The following is a 17,325-nucleotide window of genomic DNA, read 5'->3' as shown; positions in this document are numbered from 1 at the left end:
CCCACTGACAACGTGCGGCGAGTGCCCTGGGTCCGCTCAGTCCACGACCTGACGGCCCTCCGGCTGCGCGCTGCACGAGGCACGGAACGTGCAGTGTGTGCAGTGCTGGCCGGTCGTGGGGGTGAACCGTTCGTCCAGGACCCGTCCCGCGGCCGTCGCCAGCAGATCGGAGACCCACTCGCCGGACAGGGGTTCCTGGGCCTGTACGCGGGGAAGGGCGTCGCCGCCCTCCTTCTTGGGGGCGGGCTGGCGCAGCTGTACGAGCTCGGCGCCGCCGGACTCGGGCCGGTGTCCGTCGAAGACCTCGTCGACGGCGCCTTCCCTGACAGCCAGCTGGTACACGGCGAGCTGGGGGTGGGCGGCCACCTCGTCCCTGGTCGGCGATGCCTTTCCGGTCTTGAAGTCGACGACGTAGGCGCGGCCGTCGGCGTCCTGTTCGACGCGGTCCATGGAGCCCCGGATGCGTACCGCGTACTCCCCCGCTTCGAGCGTCACATCGAAATCGTGTTCGCTCGCGACGGGGGTGCGGCCGGTGCGGTCCATGACGTGCCAGCGCAGGAAGCGTTCGAGTGCGGCGCGCGCGTGGTCCTTCTCCTGCTGGGACTTCCAGGGCGCGTCGAAGGCCAGCCCGTTCCAGACGGAGTCCAGGCGCTCCATCAGAACGTCCAGGTCGGCGGGGGTCCGGCCGGAGGCGACCTCGTCCGCCAGGACGTGGACGACGTTGCCGAAGCCCTGTGCGGCGGTCGCCGGGGCGTCGGCCTTCACCTCGCGGCCCAGGAACCACTGGAGCGCGCAGGTGTTGGCCAGCTGGTCGAGCGCGCTGCCGGACAGGGCGACGGGGTGGTCGCGGTCACGCAGCGGGACGGCCGAGCGGGTCGGTTCGTCCAGGCCCCACCAGCGGTACGGGTGAGCTGCCGGAACGAGCGGCTGGCCCTCCTCGTCGGTCAGCGCGGCCAGGCGGGCGAGCCGGTGGGCGGCGGCCTCGCGCAGGGTGTCGGAGGCGGCGGGGTCGACGGTGGTGGCCCGCAGCTCGGCGACGAGCGCGGCGACGGCCAGGGGGCGGCGGGGGCGGCCGGCGACGTCCCGGGGCTCGACACCGAGCTCGGTGAGGAAGCGCGACGGCTGGTCGCCGTCGTCGGCCGGGGCCTTGACGGCGGTGACGACGAGACGGTCCCGCGCGCGGGTCGCCGCGACGTAGAAGAGCCTGCGCTCCTCGGCGAGGAGCGCACCCGGGGTGAGTGGTTCGGCGAGGCCGTCGCGGCCGATCCGGTCGGCTTCCAGGAGTGATCCACGGCGCCGCAGGTCGGGCCAGAGGCCCTCCTGCACGCCGGTGACGACGACGAGTCGCCACTCCAGGCCCTTGGAGCGGTGCGCTGTCATCAGGCGTACGGCGTCGGGCCGCACCACGCGCTTGGAGAGGGTGTCGGCGGCGATGTCCTGGGCGTCGATCTCCTCCAGGAAGTTGAGCGCGCCGCGCCCGCCGGTGCGCTCCTCGGCACGGGCCGCGGTGTCGAAGAGGGCGCAGACGGCGTCGAGGTCCCGGTCCGCGTTGCGGCCGGCGGGGCCGCCGCGCAGGGCGGACCGTTCGAGCCGGCCGGGCCACGGGGTGCCGTCCCAGAGCACCCAGAGGGCCTCTTCGGCGGTGCCGCCGCCTTCGAGGAGTTCACGTGCCTTGCGCAGGAGGGCGCCCAGGCGCTGGGCACCACGGGCGTACGAGGGGTCGTGCGCGACGAGGCGTTCGGGTTCGGCGAGTGCCCGGGCCAGCAGTTCGCCGGAGGGCGGCGGTACGCGGTTGCCCGCGGCGCGCTCCTCGTCCCGCAGTGCGCGGCCGAGGCGGCGCAGGTCGGCGGCGTCCATGGAGCCGAGGGGGGACGTGAGGAGGGTGAGGGCGGTCTCGGTATCGAGCCAGGACAGTGCGTCGGCGGCGGTCGCGGTGTCCGTCGCCTCTTCCTCCTCCGAGGAGGCGGACGCCGTGGAAGCAGGCGCCGTGGAGTCGGGCGCCGTGGAAGCAGCCGCCGTGGAAGCAGCCGCCGTGGAAGCAGCCGCCGTCCCGTTCAGGGCTGCCGTGGCGATCGTGCGGAGCGCGGTCAGCAGCGGCGCGACCGCGGGTTCGTGGCGCAGGGGGAGATCGTCACCGGCCACCTCCAGGGGCACGCCCGCGGAGGTGAGGGCGCGGCGCACGGAGGGGATGGAGCGGCCTCCGGCCCGCACCAGCACCGCCATCTCGTTCCACGGCACCCCGTCCTCCAGGTGCGCCCGGCGCAGCAGGTCCGCGATGTTGTCGAGCTCCGCCGACGCGGTCGGATAGGTGTACGTCTCGACCCGGCCGCCCTCCCGGGCCGCCGTGAGCTCGCGATGGGCGCGCACCTTCTCCGAAGGCAGCCGGGTGAGCGGCATCCGGCGGGTGAGCAGCCGGGTCGCGGCGAGCAGCCCGGCCCCCGAGCGGCGCGAGGTGGTGAGGACGGCGACGGGCGCGGGTGCTCCGTCGGCACGCGGGAAGGCGTCCGGGAAGTCGAGGATGCCGTTCACGTCGGCGCCGCGGAACGTGTAGATCGACTGGTCCGGGTCGCCGAACGCGACCAGGGTCCGCCCGCCGCCGGCCCCCGGCAGGCTTCCCCGGTTCCCGGCCAGCGCGCGCAGCAGCCTTACCTGCGACGGGTCCGTGTCCTGGTACTCGTCGACGAACACCGCGTCGTACCGCTCCGCGAGCAGTGCCGACACCTCGGGCCGCTCCGCGAGCAGCACCGCCCGGTGGACCAGCTCCGCGTAGTCCAGGACTCCCTGGGCGTCCAGGACGTCCAGGTACTCGGCGAGGAACTGCGCGGCGGCGCTCCAGTCGGGACGGCCTGTGCGCCGGGCGAAGGCGCCCAGGGCGTCCGGGCCGAGACCCAGCTCCCGGCTGCGCGCCAGCACCGCCCGGACCTCGTCGGCGAAGCCGCGCGTGGTCAGGCAGGCCCGCAGTTCGTCGGGCCAGCGGACATGGGCGAGGCCCTGGCCCTCCAGGTCGACCTGGCCGGCGAGCAGCTCACGGACGGTCACGTCCTGCTCCGGGCCCGAGAGCAGGCGCAGCGGGTCGGCGAACAGGTCGGCGTCCTGGTGGGCGCGGACCAGTGCGTAACAGTAGGAGTGGAAGGTGGTCGCCTGCGGCCCCCGGGCGGCGCCGAGACGGGCCGCCATCCGGTCGCGGAGCTCCACCGCGGCCTTGCGGCTGAAGGTGAGGACGAGGATGCGTGCCGGATCGGTCCCGTCGGACACCTTCGCCGCGACCGCCTCGACGAGGGTCGTCGTCTTGCCCGTGCCGGGTCCCGCGAGCACCAGGAGCGGCCCTCCCCGGTGGTCAACCACGGCGCGCTGCCCCGCGTCCAGAAGAGGGGGGCGCACCGTGCCCGGTGGGGTGCGGACCAGTCGGTACGCGCCCGGGGTCCCCCGCCTGGCCTGGCGGTGCGGACTGTGCCGGGTGGAAGAGGAGGAGCTCACGTGGGTCGCCGGTCCTGGTGGGTGTACTCGGTGTACGGGTGTTTCGGGTGCTGGTGATCCGGTGACGCGGGGTTCACGGATGGTTCCGCGCACCGGTGCGCCGAGGGGGCGGAGTGTGCCGCGCGTGAACGACGCTACGCCAGCCGCGGCCCGGGACGCAGCGGGTCCGTCGCGTCCCTCGTCACGTGTCCGGCCGGCCGGGACCGCGCGCGGCGGCGTGGACCCGACGCGCGCCCGTTGTGGGCCCGGCGCCGCCCGCGGGACGGGCGGATGGCCGAAACTGTCAGATGTGAGCTTCCTCGCCCTCGTCGCCGGCACTGGCCGCGCCTGTGCCGCCGTCCCACCTCGCACGCTTCATGTCGAGGCGCGGAAGGTGCCCGTCCGCGTTGCGCGGCGCCTCACGCAGCGGGGTGCTCTCCTCGCGGTAGTGGTCCAGGGCCCGCAGTTCGTGGCCGGGCAGCAGCGCCCCGTCGGCCCGCACGACCCGCCACCAGGGCGCCGCGGAGCCGTAAAGCGCCATCACCCGGCCGACCTGCCGCGGCCCGCCCTCACCGAGCCACTCCGCGACGTCCCCGTACGTCATGACGCGGCCGGGCGGGATCAGGTCGGCGACGTCCAGGACCCGCTCCGCGTACTCCGGCAGGGCCGGGCCGATCGGCTCCGCGCCACCACCGCTCGTCCCGTTCTCGCTCATCCGGCACATCCTGCCGTACGCCACCGACAGCGCGTCCATGATCGTGTTCTCTCGGTCACAGCGCGTGCGCGTGCGAGCAAAGGGGCGTATCTTGCGCTTCGCGCGCCCATGCGATGCACCCTGATGCCCCCCTCTGTCCGCAGGCCGTGCCACCATCATGCGGGCGGTGACCGGTGATACGAGAACACGAAGACCAATCAGAGGCGACGAAGGAGCAGGGCGTGCAGGCACCGAAGGCGGCGGGCGCCTCTGATGCCGAGTCCCACCCGGACGCGTCGGAGACCCAGGGGCACGCATCAGCCACTCCCGGGCCCGCTTCGGACGTTCCGGAGCACGAAACCGGCGACCTCACCGGGTCGACGCTCTCGACCGCGGGCGACGAGCTGACCGACCGCGTCTCCGGCGACGAACCGCTGCTGCCCGCCCGGGTGCACCGCCCCGCCGACCTCATGCGGCTCCTCATCGGCGTCCTCGCGATCGTCGTGCTGTTCTCCATCGCCGCGTTCGCCCAGGGCACCACCACAGGGCTCGAGGACGACATCACCAAGGGCACGGACCAGGCCCCCGACCTGCTGATCAAGCTCGCCGGACTGGTCTCCAGCATCGCCGTGCTGCTCGTGCCCGTCGCCTTCGCCATCGAGCGCCTCGTCAAACGTGACGGGCTGCGCATCGCGGACGGTGTGCTCGCCGCCGTGCTCGCCCACGGCGTCACCCTCGCCACCGACCTCTGGGTGGCCCGGTCCGCCCCCGGCACCATCCAGGACGCCCTGACCCAGCCCCAGCCCGGGGACGCGCTCACCGATCCGGTGCACGGCTATCTCGCCCCCGTCATCGCCTATATGACGGCGGTCGGGATGGCCCGGAGGCCGCGCTGGCGGGTCGTGCTGTGGGTGGTGCTGCTCCTGGACGCGTTCGCGATGCTGGTGGGCGGCTACACCACCCCGTTCTCGATCATCCTCACCGTGCTGATCGGCTGGACCGTGGCGTACGGGACGGTGTACGCGGTCGGCTCGCCCAACGTCCGCCCGACCGGCCAGCATCTGATGGCCGGCCTGCGCCACGTCGGGTTCCGCCCGGTCGCGGCGATGCGCGCCGACGACGCCCCCGACAACGCCGACCACAACGACCGCGGCCGCCGGTATCTGGTCACTCTGGAGGACGGGCCACCTCTGGACGTGACGGTCGTCGACCGTGAACAGCAGGCCCAGGGGTTCTTCTACCGGGCCTGGCGCAGACTCACCCTGCGCGGCATCACCCAGCGCCGCTCCATCCAGTCGCTGCGGCAGGCCCTGGAGCAGGAGGCACTGCTCGCGTACGCGGCGATCGCCGCCGGGGCCAACGCACCCAAACTGATCGCCACCTCCGAGCTGGGCCCCGACGCGGTGATGCTCGTGTACGAGCACATCGGCGGGCGCTCGCTGGACGCGATGACGGATGAGGAGATCACCGACGACCTCGTACGCGGCGCCTGGCGGCAGGTGAAGGCCCTCCAGTCGCGGCGGATCGCCCACCGCAGGCTCACCGGCGACGCGATTCTGGTGGATCGTTCCGGCACGGTGTTCGTCACCGATCTGCGCGGCGGCGAGATCGCGGCCGGTGACCTCGTCCTGCGGATGGACGTCGCCCAGCTGCTCACCACCACCGGCCTGCGGGTGGGTGCGGAGAGGGCCGTGGCCGGTGCGCTCGCCGTGCTCGGCCCGGACGCCGTCGCCGACTCGCTGCCGCTCCTCCAGCCGATCGCGCTCAGCCGCTCCACCCGGGCCACGCTGCGCAGGATCGCCCGGGAGCGTTCGCAGCGCGAGCGCGAGGCCGTGCTGGAGGCTTCGCAGGCGGCCAAGCACGCCAAGGAACCCGAGGCCGAAGCGGGGGGCAGCGGCGACCGCAAGTCCGCGCGGAAGTCCCTGCGTACCGAGAAGCAGGCGGAGAAGCGGGCGATCGACGAGGCGATCGACGAGGCCCGCGAGGAGGACCTGCTCGCGCAGATCCGCCGCGAGGTGCTGCTGATCCGGCCGCAGGCACCGGTCGAACCGGTCCGGCTGGAACGCATCAAGCCGCGCACCCTGTTCAGCTTCATCGCCGGTTCGATCGCCGCGTACTTCCTGATCTCGCAGGTCACCGAGGCCGACTTCGGCACGGTCGTCGAACAGGCCGAATGGGGCTGGGTCGCCGCCGCGCTGGGCTTCTCGGCCCTCAGCTACATCGCCGCCGCGATGAGCCTGCTGGGCTTCGTGCCGGAGCGGGTGCCCTTCGGCAAGACCGTGGTGGCGCAGGTCGCGGGGTCGTTCGTGAAGATCGTCGCCCCGGCCGCGGTCGGCGGGGTGGCACTGAACACGCGCTTCCTGCAACGCGCCGGAGTGCGCCCCGGCCTCGCCGTCGCGAGTGTCGGTGCCTCCCAGCTCTTCGGTCTCGGCTGCCACATCCTGCTGCTGGCCCTGTTCGGCTATCTGACGGGTACGGAGAGGACCCCGGACTCGCTCACCCCGTCCCGGACGGTGATCGCCGGGCTGCTCACGGTCGCGGTGCTGGTGCTGGTGGTGACCGCGATCCCGTTCCTGCGGAAGTTCGTGGTGACCCGGGTGCGCTCGCTGTTCGCCGGAGTCGTCCCGCGCATGCTCGACGTGGTGCAGCGCCCGCAGAAACTGCTCACCGGTATCGGCGGCATGCTGCTGCTGACCGGCCTCTTCGTGCTCTGTCTGGACGCGTCGATCCGGGCCTTCAGCGGCCCGGACGTGCCCCAGCTCAGCTACGCGAGCATCGCGGTGGTCTTCCTCGCGGGCAACGCGCTGGGCTCGGCGGCGCCGACCCCGGGCGGTATGGGAGCGGTCGAGACCGCGCTGACCCTGGGCCTGATCGCGGTGGGTCTGCCGTCGGAGGTCGCGGCGCCCGCCGTGCTGCTGTACCGCGTGATGACGCTGTGGCTGCCGGTGCTTCCCGGCTGGATCTGCTTCAACCAGCTGACCCGCAAGGGCGAGCTCTGAGGAGAGGCGCGCGGGGCGGCAGCGGCCGCCACCACCCGCTTGGACCGCGCCCCGCGCGCTCCCCCGCGCGCCGCAGCACGATGGGCTCATGAGGACTTCCCCTGCCCTTCGTGCCGCCGCCCTCGCCGCCACCGCCACCGTGCTGCTGCCGCTGGCCGCGTGTTCGGACAGCGGGGACGGCGACAGTGCGGAGCCTTCGAAGCCCTCACCGGCCTCGACCGCCTCCCCCGCGTCGACGGCGGACGAGCTGTCCTCCCAGAAGCTCGACTGGAAGCCGTGTCCGGCCCCGAACGAGGCCCAGGGCGGTGGCGGCTCGCCCTCGCCGCTGCCCGGCGGATCGGTCTGGGAGTGCACGTTCATGGACGTCCCGCTCGACTACGCGAAGCCGGAAGGCAAGACGATCGAGCTGGCGCTCGTGCGGGCCAAGGCCCGGAACCAGGACAAGCGGATCGGCTCCCTCATCTTCAACTTCGGTGGCCCGGGAGCCTCCGGGGTGGCCACCCTGCCCTCCTTCGGCACGGACTACGACAAGCTCAGGACCCGCTACGACCTAATCAGCTTCGACCCGCGCGGGGTCGGCCGCAGCGAGGGCGTCGAGTGCTCCGACGACGCCCGGCTCGACGAGCTCTACGCCGAGGACGCCACCCCGGACGACGAGGCCGAGGAGAAGACGTACACCGACGGCCTGAAGTCGTACGTCGCCGACTGCGAGAAGAACTCGGGCTCCGAACTGCCCTACGTGGGCACGACGAACGCCGCCCGCGACATGGACCTGATGCGCGAGGTGCTCGGCGACGACAAGCTGTACTACTTCGGCATCTCGTACGGCACCGAACTGGGCGGCGTCTACGCCCATCTGTTCCCCGAGAAGGTCGGCAGGGCGGTCCTGGACGCGGTGGTCGATCCGACCGAGAGCGCCCGGCAGTCCTCGCTCGGCCAGGCCGAGGGCTTCCAGCTCGCCCTGGACAACTTCACCGCGGACTGCGCGGAGCGCGACGACTGCGCGCTTCCCGGCTCCACGGGGAAGGAGGTCGAGCAGTGGATCTCCGACCTCCTCGACCAGTTGGACGAGGAGCCCGTCGAGGGGCTCGGCGGGCGGCAGCTGACGCAGACCCAGGCCACCACCGGCATCGCGTCCTCCCTGTACTCCCAGGAGACCTGGCCGCTGCTCGAACAGGGCCTCGACGAGGCGGAGGGCGGCAACGGCGGGCTGCTCCTGGCGCTGGCCGACTCACTGAACGGACGCTCCGAGGAGGGCCGTTACGACAACTCCAACGCGGCCAACGCCGCGATCAACTGCGCCGACTCCAAGGCACGGTTCACACTCGCGCAGACCAAGGCGGCGCTCCCCGAATTCCGCGAGGCATCGCCCGTCTTCGGCGACTACCTGGGCTGGGGACTGATGGGCTGCGCCGGCTGGCCCGTCACGGGTGCCTGGGACACCCCGGACGTCAGCGCCCCGGGAGCCGCCCCGATCCTCGTCATCGGCAACACCGGTGACCCGGCGACCCCGTACGAGGGGGCGAGGGCGATGGCCGAGGAGCTGGGCAAGGGCGTCGGGATCGAGCTCACCTACAAGGGCGAGGGGCACGGCGCGTACAACAGCGGCAACGCCTGTGTGCAGAAGGCCGTGGACGGCTACCTGCTGAACGGCAAGGTCCCCGCGACGGGCACCGTCTGCGGCTGAGCGGCCGGCCGGGCTGTCGGAGGCGGCGATTAGCATGGCCGCACATCTGTACCGCCCGGCGCGCGTTCCCACGCCTTCGGGCATCGGGGAGGGAACGCATCATGGGCGTACACGGACGGATTCGGCGGGCCGCCATCCTGGCCGGGGCGGCGCTGCTGGTGACGGGGGTGCTCACGGGATGCGATGCCGGCCCGGAACCGGAGGCGTCGGAGCCGCCCCCCGACCGGCGAACGCCGTCGGCCACCGCCGAGGGTGAGCCGGGCTCACCCGGGCTGCCCGCGGCCCTCACCTCCCAGCGCCCGGACTGGAAGCGCTGCAAGGCCCCCCAGGGCGGCACGGACCCCGGCTCCGGCTGGCGGTGCGCCACCGTCGACGTGCCGCTGGACTACGCGAAGCCGGCCGGCGAGACGATAGGCATCGCGCTGATCCGCAAGGAGGCCCGGGACGAGGGCCGGCGGCTCGGTTCGATGCTCTTCAACTTCGGCGGGCCAGGTGGTTCGGGCGTCGACTTCCTGCCGCGCGCCGCCTCCTCGTACGAGAAGCTCAACTCCCGTTACGACCTGGTGGGCTTCGACCCGCGCGGGGTCGCCGCGAGCTCCGGGGTCAGGTGCCGCACCGACGGGGAGCAGGAAACCACCCACCGTACGGTCGACATGACGCCGGACACCCCGGCGGAGGAGGCCGCCTTCGTCAAGGACGGCGCGGCCTTCGGAGCGGGCTGCGAACGCCGCTCCGGCACCCTCCTCCCGCACGTCGGTACGTCGGACGCGGCCCGGGACATGGACCTGATCCGTCACGTCCTCGGCGACGGCAAGCTCTCCTATTTCGGCATCTCCTACGGTACGGAGCTGGGCGCGACGTACGCCCACCTCTTCCCCGAGAACGTGGGACGCACCGTCCTGGACGCGGTCGTCGACCCGACGGCGGACTCGGTGGGGCACGCCCGCAATCAGGCGACCGGTTTCCAGCGGGCTCTGGAGAACTATCTGAAGGGCCGCGGCCAGGACCCGAAGGCGGGCACCGAGCGCATAGCGCGGCTGCTCCAGCGCATCGACGGACAGCCCCTGCCGACCGATTCGGGACGGAAGCTCAACGAGTCCCTGGCGATCACGGGCATCGTGACACCGCTCTACTCCGAGAGCAGCTGGCCCGCGCTGACGTCGGCGCTGGACGAGGCCGAGAAGAGCGGCACGGGCAACGAGCTGCTCCGGCTCGCCGACGCCTACAACGGCCGTGACGCGGACGGGGGTTACGACACCCAGAGCCACTCGCAGCGTGCCATCTCCTGTGCCGACACCAAGGCCCGGCCGACGGCCGCGGACGCCAGGGCACTACTGCCCGAATTCCGGAAGCTGTCCCCGGTGTTCGGACCGTTCCTGGCCTGGGACACGGCCGGCTGGTGTGCGCAGTGGCCGGTCGACGGCGAGCACGAAACGCCGGAGGCGAGCGCTCCGGGCGCGGGCCCGATCCTCGTCATAGGCACGACCGGAGACCCCGCCACGCCGTACGAGGGCGCGCGGAAGATGGCGGACGAGCTGGGCGAGGGTGTCGGCGTCATGGTCACCAACAAGGGTGAGGGACACGGCGCGTACGGCGAGAGCGTGTGTGTGACCTCGACGGTCGACGACTACTTCCTGGACGGCAAGGTCCCGGCGGACGGCAAGACCTGCTCGTAGCGGCGACGCGCACGAGAAGGGGCCGGTCCGCGGATGTGCGGACCGGCCCCTGTCTCGTGCCGCGGGTCTAGTAGACCGGCTTCTCGGGCTCGATCTGGTGGACCCAGCCGATCACGCCGCCGCCCACGTGCACGGCGTCGGCGAAGCCCGCGGACTTGAGGACCGCGAGGACCTCGGCGCTGCGGACACCGGTCTTGCAGTGCAGGACGATGCGCTTGTCCTGCGGAAGGTCCTGGAGGGCGTTGCCCATCAGGAACTCGTTCTTCGGGATCAGCCTGGCGCCCGGGATCGAGACGATCTCGTACTCGTTCGGCTCGCGAACGTCGATGATCTCGATCTTCTCGTCCCCGTCGATCCACTCCTTGAGCTGCTTGGGAGTGATCGTGGAGCCGAGCGCCGCCTCCTGGGCCTCTTCGGACACGACGCCGCAGAAGGCTTCGTAGTCGATGAGTTCGGTGACGGTCGGGTTCTCGCCGCAGACCGCGCAGTTGGGGTCCTTGCGGACCTTCACCTGGCGGTACTGCATCTCCAGCGCGTCGTAGATCATCAGCCGGCCGACGAGCGGGTCACCGATACCGGCAAGCAGCTTGATGGCCTCGTTGACCTGGATGGAGCCGATGGACGCGCAGAGCACGCCCAGGACACCGCCCTCGGCGCAGGAGGGAACCATGCCGGGGGGCGGCGGCTCCGGGTAGAGGCAGCGGTAGCAGGGACCGTGCTCGGACCAGAAGACGGACGCCTGGCCGTCGAACCGGTAGATCGAGCCCCATACGTACGGCTTGTTCAGCAGAACGGCCGCGTCGTTGACGAGATAGCGGGTGGCGAAGTTGTCCGTGCCGTCCACGATCAGGTCGTACTGGGCGAAGATGTCCATCACGTTGTCGGCTTCGAGCCGCTCTTCGTGGAGGACGACCTTCACGTACGGGTTGATGCCCAGCACCGAGTCCTTGGCGGACTGGGCCTTGGAGCGGCCGATGTCGGCCTGGCTGTGAATGATCTGGCGCTGCAGGTTCGACTCGTCGACCTCGTCGAACTCCACGATGCCGAGCGTGCCGACACCGGCCGCGGCCAGGTACATCAGGGCCGGCGAGCCGAGGCCGCCGGCGCCGACACACAGCACCTTCGCGTTCTTCAGCCGCTTCTGTCCGTCCATCCCGACATCCGGGATGATCAGGTGGCGGGAGTACCTGCGGACCTCGTCGACGGTGAGCTCAGCAGCTGGCTCGACCAAGGGGGGCAGCGACACAGGAACCTCAACAATGCAGGTGGTCGGTTTCTACGTACTTCAGCTACGTACGGTTGTTCTTGCCGTAACACTGCCACGCCCCCTCTCATTCCGAGATACCAGGTCCGATCCGCGAGACGATTTCGTCCCAGTAACTGGGCAGCGCCGCGAATGGGTCGATTTGTCCACCTTCTTGGACGTGAGCGGTCCGGTCCGTGAAGAAGATCGTCCCCGCCCCCTGCCAGCGGGCGACGCGCATGGCCTCGTCGAGGTGCGTGCGCGGGACTCCGTGCACGAAGTGCGCGAAGCGGCCGGGCGGGTAGGCGGCGGTCCACTCCGCCACCTGCGACCAGCGGTAGTCGGTCCACGGCCCCCGGAAGGTGACGAGTTGGTCGGCCGTCTCGGCGTAGCCCGGATACGGGTGGGTGTCGTGCCCCAGGACGAGCCTGCCTCCGCCGTCGGCGCTGTCGCTGTCCGCCAGGAGGGCGGAGAGCGTGCTGGTGAGCCTCCTGACCGCCGGGAGCCCGACGCGCCCGGCGGGGCACCGGGCCAGGTAGAAACCCCCGACCCGGTACCAGCTCACGAAGGACCGGGCGTCGGTGACGATCTCGTCGAAGGGCCGGTCGCCCCCGGCGAGATCGAGGTGGCCGAGCAGCCTGCCCCCGGCGGCGCGGACGGGGTCGTCGGGTGCCTCGCCGCGCAGGGCCCGTTCCCTGGCGTTGCGGAGCCGGCCCGCGGCCTCCAGGCAGTGCGGGTCGGGCCGGGCGCCGGGCCCGTTGTCGATGTTGAGGACCGCCCAGTGCAGCGGGGTGCCGGCCCGGGTCAGTTCGGCCCATTCGGTGGGGGCGAGCAAGGGGTGCGCGTAGCCGGGGACGCCGAATCCGAGCTGGTCGCCGCCACTGGTCCGCCGGGCCGTCCCGGTGGTGGTCAGATGCGGCATGCCGCCTCCATCCAGATGTCCGCGAGGGACTCCTCCAGGTTGATCCGGGGGCGCCAGCCGAGCCGGTCGCGGGCGGTGCGGACGTCGGCCTGCTGCCACGCGCCGCAGCCGTCCGGGTAGGGGGACGGGGTCGCCGAGAGGTGTTCGACGACGGTCTCGACGGAGGCGCGGGGGGCACCGATCGGGAGCCTGGACGGAGGGGTGTCCAGCTCGTGGAGCGCGCCCGCGTAGCCGGCGACCCGGGCGAGGACGGCGGCGGCGTCGCGGAGCCGGACGGCCCTGCCCGTACCGATGTTGACGACACCCTGGGCTGCGGAGAGCGAGGCGGCGTGCACGGCGCGGGCCACGTCGCGTACGTCGACGAAGTCGCGCTGCACGCCGAGTCCGCTGAGCTTGAGCTCGCCGTCGCCCGACTGCATGGCCCGGCGCATGGCCTCGGCGAGGCGGCCGAGCGGGGACCCGGCGGGGGTCCCGGGGCCGACGGGCGAGAAGACCCGCAGCACGACCGCGTCGAGGTCGGAGCCGAGGACGAGTTCGGTGGCGGCGAGCTTGCTGACCCCGTACGGGCCGCCGGGCCGGGGCACGGCGTCCTCGGCCGTCGACGATCCGGGCTGCGAGGGCCCGTATTCGGCGGAGCAGCCGACCTGGACGAGCCGGGCGCCGCAGCCGCTCCGGCGCAGGGCCTCGCAGACGGTGGCGACGGCGACGGTGTTGTGGCGGGTCAGATCGCGGGCGCCGCCGCGGGTGGCGCCCGCGCAGTTGACGACGACTCCGGGGTGGACGGCGTCCAGGAAGCGGGTGAGCGCCCCCGGGCTGCCGCCCGCGAGGTCGAACCGCACGTCGGCGTCGTCACCCCGGCCGAGTGCCGTGAGGTGGACGGCCGGGTCGGCGAGCAGGCGGTCGGCGACGAAACGGCCCAGGAATCCGTTGGCTCCGAGCAGCAGCACCCTCATCGTGCGCCCCCTGGGTGCCGACGGCGGGCTGCCGGTGCGGGGGATTGGCGGGTCATGTCCGGTTTCTCCTTGGTGGTGATGTCGATATACACGGTGTGTGGGGGGCCCGCGGCGTCGGCTCCACGGGCCTGGGGCGGTGGATCGGTGTCACTTCGTGTCCGCTCGCGCCGTGGCATGAGCGGATGCCCTGGAGAGGGCGACCGCGGCGTGGATCAGCAGCCCGAGGGCAGCCGCACCGCAGGCGAGGGTCGGTACGGTTCCGGTGCCCGCCGCCGCGACGACGGCGTCGACGGGGCGGGCGAGCGGGTCGAGGCCGGGCAGGCGCCCGGCCAGGACCAGGGCGGGGGCCGCCACTTCGACGGCGCAGGCGGCTGCGAGACCGGTGGTGGCCGGTTCGGGGAAGCCGTGCACGGTGAGCAGGCGGGCCAGGAAAAGCAGGACCCCGAGCGCGGTCGCCGCGGCGGGGACACCGCCGGTTCCGTGGGCGAGGCCGGCGAGGGAGAGCAGGACGAGGAGGGCGCAGAGGAAGAGCGCCACGACCCCGAGGAGTACGGGGCGCACGCCCGCGCCGAACTCCTCCAGTGCGCGGCTGCCGGCGAGTTTGCGGTGTGCGTGTACGGAGAAGAGGTGCACGCACCAGGCGGCGGGAGCGACGGCGAGTGCGAGGCCGAGCAGGGGGGCGGGGTCACCGGCCCAACCGCCGTCCGGGCCACCGCTCATGACCTGGGCCAGCAGCCCCTCGCCGTACATGGCGTAGCCGAGGAGCCAGCAGCCGTACACCGTGGCCGCACCGATGGGACGGCTCTCGGCGCGCAGGGGCCCCCGGCGCAGACAGAGCCGCAGCCCGAGGAGGACGAGGAGTGCTCCGGCGCCGGTCACCACGGACCGCGCGCCGCCGCCGAGTACCCCTTCGGTGGCCCGGAGCAGGCCGACGGTCGCGAGGCAGGCGGCACCCGGGAGCAGCGCGAGCAGGGTCCATCCCGCCCGCGCCTCCGTGTCGCGCCCGGCGCGCGGGGGCGGCGGTGCGTCCGGTTCGCGCACGATGCCGGGGACCCTGGCGTACAGCTCCTCGGCGAGCGAGAAGACGTCACGGTGCCGGTAGCGGGCGGCGGTTCGGTCGGTGAGCCCGTGGGCCTCAAGACCTGCGGCGATCTCCAGCGGATCGACGGCCCGCTCGCAGAGTTCGCGGTGCCGGTGCATGAGCGACTTCACGGGGTCGGCGGGCCCCCGCCGCGCGGCGGGTTTGCGCGCGGAGCCACCGGGGGCGACCTCGGGCGCGCGGCGGAGCGCGACCGGGCCGGGGGCAGGGGCGGGAGCGGGGGCGGGGGCCGAGGCAGGGGTGAGCGTGAGGGCGGGGTGCTCGGCTCCGGGGCTCCCGGCGAGGGCGTCGGCGGCATCGGCATCGACTCCGGGGCGTTCGACCGCTCCGGGAAGCTCGGCGCCTTCCGGGGCTCCCTCTTCCGCGCCGTCCCTCTGGTCCGCGGCGCCGCGGGCCGTCGGCGCGGGACCGTCCGCGGCGGAACCCTCCGCGACAGGACCGTCCGCGGCGGGTACGGCTTCTTCCCCGGCGGCCCGAGCCGGTTCCACGGCATGGTCCGGCAGACCCCATGGCGGCACGGAGATCTCGGTCAGGTCCGAGGGCGCGTGGAGCAGGGCGTCCGAGCGGGGGCCCCGGCCCCCGTCGGCGCGGGGGGCGGCAGGCGCGTCCAGGGCTTCGGTCGTTCGTCGGCCCATCGGGGGTCCTCCGTGGTCATGGCCGGTCGTGTGGTCACCCATCGCCGTCCCCCGCCCCGGCGGCGGCGCACACGCCCTCGGGCTCGGTGGCCCAGCTCGGCAGCCGGGCGGCGCCCGGGCAGGCGGTGACCGTGGAGGGGGTCTGCGTGGCCGTCCAGTGGCCGAGCACATGGGCCTCGGGCGGGGTGGCGAAAGGGCGCGGTCCGCCGTAGGCGTCCACCGCGTCGGCCTCCCGCCACGCAGGGGAGCGCGAGATCAGCTCCAGGTAAATGCCGCGAAATGCCGCGAGGTTCTGTTCGACGGTGAAGAGTTCGAGCGCCCTGGCGCGCGCCGCCGCGCCGAGGCGTGCACGGCGCTCGGGATCGCGCAGCAGCGCGATGCAGGCGTCGGCGAGCGCCCGCGGATTACGCGGAGGCACCACGAGCCCCGTGCCCCCGATGACCTCCACGACCGCGCCCACGTCCGTGGAGACGGTCGCCCGGCCGCAGAACATCGCCTCGACGAGGCTGATGGGGAAGCCTTCGACGACGCTGGACAGGACGATGACGCCGCCTGCCGCGTACGCCTCCGCGAGGTCGGGGACGTCGGGGCCGCCGATCTCCTCGAACGAGACCGGGTTGTCGCCCACGGCGTGCGCGCCCGTGGCCTCGTCGGGGAAGAGCTGGGCGGCGAGGGCCCGGCAGCTCGCGAGGTACGCGTCACCCTCGGCCCCCTGCGCCGGCGCGCCGAAGATCCGGAGCCGGGCGTCCGGTTCGGCCCGGCGTACCTCGGCGAAGGCGTGCAGCAGCGCGATGAGGTCCTTGGCGGGCTCGATCCGGCCGACCCACACGAGCGTGTCGGGGCCACCGTTGTCGTCGCTCTCCCCCACGCCCCGGAAGCGGTCCGCCGCCATGCCCGGGTAGACCGTGCGAAGTCTGGCGCGGTCGGCGCCGCACCGCTCCTGCCACCGGCGCACATGGGTGTTGCCGGGGGTGATGATCGCGGCCTGGCGGTAGACCTCGGCGGCGAGCTGCCCGTGGAAGTTGGCGAGCAGCGCGCGCACCGGCGCCGTGAACGGCTCGCCGGGCGTGGCGAGGTAGTGCGCCCGCAGGTGCACGCCGTGTTCCGTGACCAGCAGCGGCACTCCGAAGAAGCGTTTGGCCAGAAGTCCGGGAAGGGCTGCCGCGCCGCCCGAAGCCGCGTGGCAGAGGTCGACGGAGCCCAGGCTCTCCCCGTCGTACCAGTCGAGCGAGAGGGGGCGCAGCACCCGCTCCAGCTCGGCGGCGAAGGTGAGGAGATCGGGCACGGTGGCGGTCTGGACGGTGCGTCCGGTGCCCCGTGCCCGGCACGCCGATTCCAGGACGCGCATGGTGGTCTCGGAGCGGAGCGCGGTGTGCAGTCCGCCGCGTTCCCGGGCGAGTTCGGCGAGCCCGTACAGGGCCTCCGTGAAGCGGGTGCCGGCCGCGCTGCCCGCTCCGGCGTCCGCCGCGGCGCCCGTGCCGCTGTCGTCGGCGGCGCAGACGGTGGTGGCGAGCGCCGTCAGGTGCGCCGTGAAGCGCCGGAGTTCGCGGCGCCCGAAGGACCGTCCGGCACCGGTGAGGACCCTGGCCAGCAGCCCCTTGTGGCTGCTGCCGCGCAGGGCGTCGTCGTCGGAGGTCCACAGGGGGGCCGTACGCACCCGGCTGACCTGGGGCGGAAGCCTGACCCAGCCCTGTTCCTCCTGGTGGGCGGAGCGGCTGAGCGCGTAGAGGTCGAATTCGTGCTGGGGAAGCCCGCGCACCAGCCGGTCGCACCAGAGCCTGGACTCACCGGTCGCATACGGATAGCCACCGTCCGTGAGCAGTCCGATCCGCACGAGCACACCCCCGATCTCCCTTGTGGGCGGCCGCCGTTGGATTGGCGACTCGCAGCGGGACGACCGTAAGCGGATACGCCGGTGGGGGGGGGGCCGCGGGTGGGGGGCCGCGCCCAACAAGGGGGGA

General features: G+C 73.1%; 10 protein-coding genes. 3 read left to right on the top strand and 7 right to left on the bottom strand.

Features of this window, described 5'->3' with window-relative positions; genetic code table 11:
• Positions 1-36 precede the first annotated feature (36 nt).
• Together ACFWSK_RS22875 and ACFWSK_RS22870 are read right to left on the bottom strand one after the other, a co-directional pair.
• On the bottom strand, positions 37-3,477 hold the full coding sequence (locus ACFWSK_RS22875) for an ATP-dependent helicase (protein ID WP_383789177.1): 3,441 nt from the start codon (positions 3,475-3,477) through the stop codon (positions 37-39).
• A 283-nt stretch (positions 3,478-3,760) separates the two neighbouring features.
• A complete protein-coding gene (locus ACFWSK_RS22870; protein ID WP_383789245.1) occupies positions 3,761-4,171 on the bottom strand; it encodes an MGMT family protein in 411 nt (136 codons plus the stop codon).
• Between the two features lie 221 nt (positions 4,172-4,392).
• Between ACFWSK_RS22870 and ACFWSK_RS22865 the strand changes: the two genes are divergently transcribed.
• The 3 genes from ACFWSK_RS22865 to ACFWSK_RS22855 all read left to right on the top strand — a co-directional run bounded on the left by ACFWSK_RS22865 (position 4,393) and on the right by ACFWSK_RS22855 (position 10,512).
• The gene (locus ACFWSK_RS22865) at positions 4,393-7,149 is read left to right on the top strand and encodes a lysylphosphatidylglycerol synthase domain-containing protein (protein WP_383789174.1); all 2,757 of its coding nucleotides are present in this window, start codon (positions 4,393-4,395) and stop codon (positions 7,147-7,149) included.
• An 88-nt stretch (positions 7,150-7,237) separates the two neighbouring features.
• Positions 7,238-8,836 carry an alpha/beta hydrolase gene (locus ACFWSK_RS22860; RefSeq protein ID WP_383789172.1) on the top strand — a complete coding sequence of 533 codons (1,599 nt, stop codon included), beginning with the start codon at positions 7,238-7,240 and terminating at the stop codon, positions 8,834-8,836.
• 101 nt (positions 8,837-8,937) lie between these two features.
• Positions 8,938-10,512, top strand: a complete 1,575-nt coding sequence (locus tag ACFWSK_RS22855; RefSeq protein ID WP_383789169.1) for an alpha/beta hydrolase — start codon at positions 8,938-8,940, stop codon at positions 10,510-10,512.
• Between the two features lie 67 nt (positions 10,513-10,579).
• Here ACFWSK_RS22855 and moeZ read toward each other — a convergent pair whose 3' ends face one another.
• The 5 genes from moeZ to ACFWSK_RS22830 form a co-directional block, all read right to left on the bottom strand.
• On the bottom strand, positions 10,580-11,758 hold the full coding sequence (moeZ, locus tag ACFWSK_RS22850; RefSeq protein WP_383789166.1) for an adenylyltransferase/sulfurtransferase MoeZ: 1,179 nt from the start codon (positions 11,756-11,758) through the stop codon (positions 10,580-10,582).
• Positions 11,759-11,843: 85 nt separating this feature from the next.
• Entirely contained in the window at positions 11,844-12,677 is an 834-nt protein-coding gene (locus tag ACFWSK_RS22845) for a spherulation-specific family 4 protein (RefSeq protein ID WP_383789163.1), read from the bottom strand.
• Entirely contained in the window at positions 12,665-13,630 is a 966-nt protein-coding gene (locus ACFWSK_RS22840) for an NAD(P)-dependent oxidoreductase (RefSeq protein WP_185298628.1), read from the bottom strand. Before ACFWSK_RS22840 ends, ACFWSK_RS22845 begins: the two co-directional genes overlap by 13 nt.
• 147 nt (positions 13,631-13,777) lie before the next feature.
• Positions 13,778-14,830, bottom strand: coding sequence for a hypothetical protein (locus ACFWSK_RS22835; RefSeq protein ID WP_383789243.1), 1,053 nt, complete (start codon positions 14,828-14,830; stop codon positions 13,778-13,780).
• 568 nt (positions 14,831-15,398) lie between these two features.
• Positions 15,399-17,198, bottom strand: a complete 1,800-nt coding sequence (locus ACFWSK_RS22830) for a DUF3492 domain-containing protein (RefSeq protein ID WP_383789240.1) — start codon at positions 17,196-17,198, stop codon at positions 15,399-15,401.
• Positions 17,199-17,325: the final 127 nt, after the last annotated feature.

The organism is Streptomyces sp. NPDC058620, assembly GCF_042717135.1.
Classification (GTDB): Bacteria; Actinomycetota; Actinomycetes; order Streptomycetales; family Streptomycetaceae; genus Streptomyces.
This window is presented reverse-complemented; position numbering and strand designations above follow the sequence as displayed.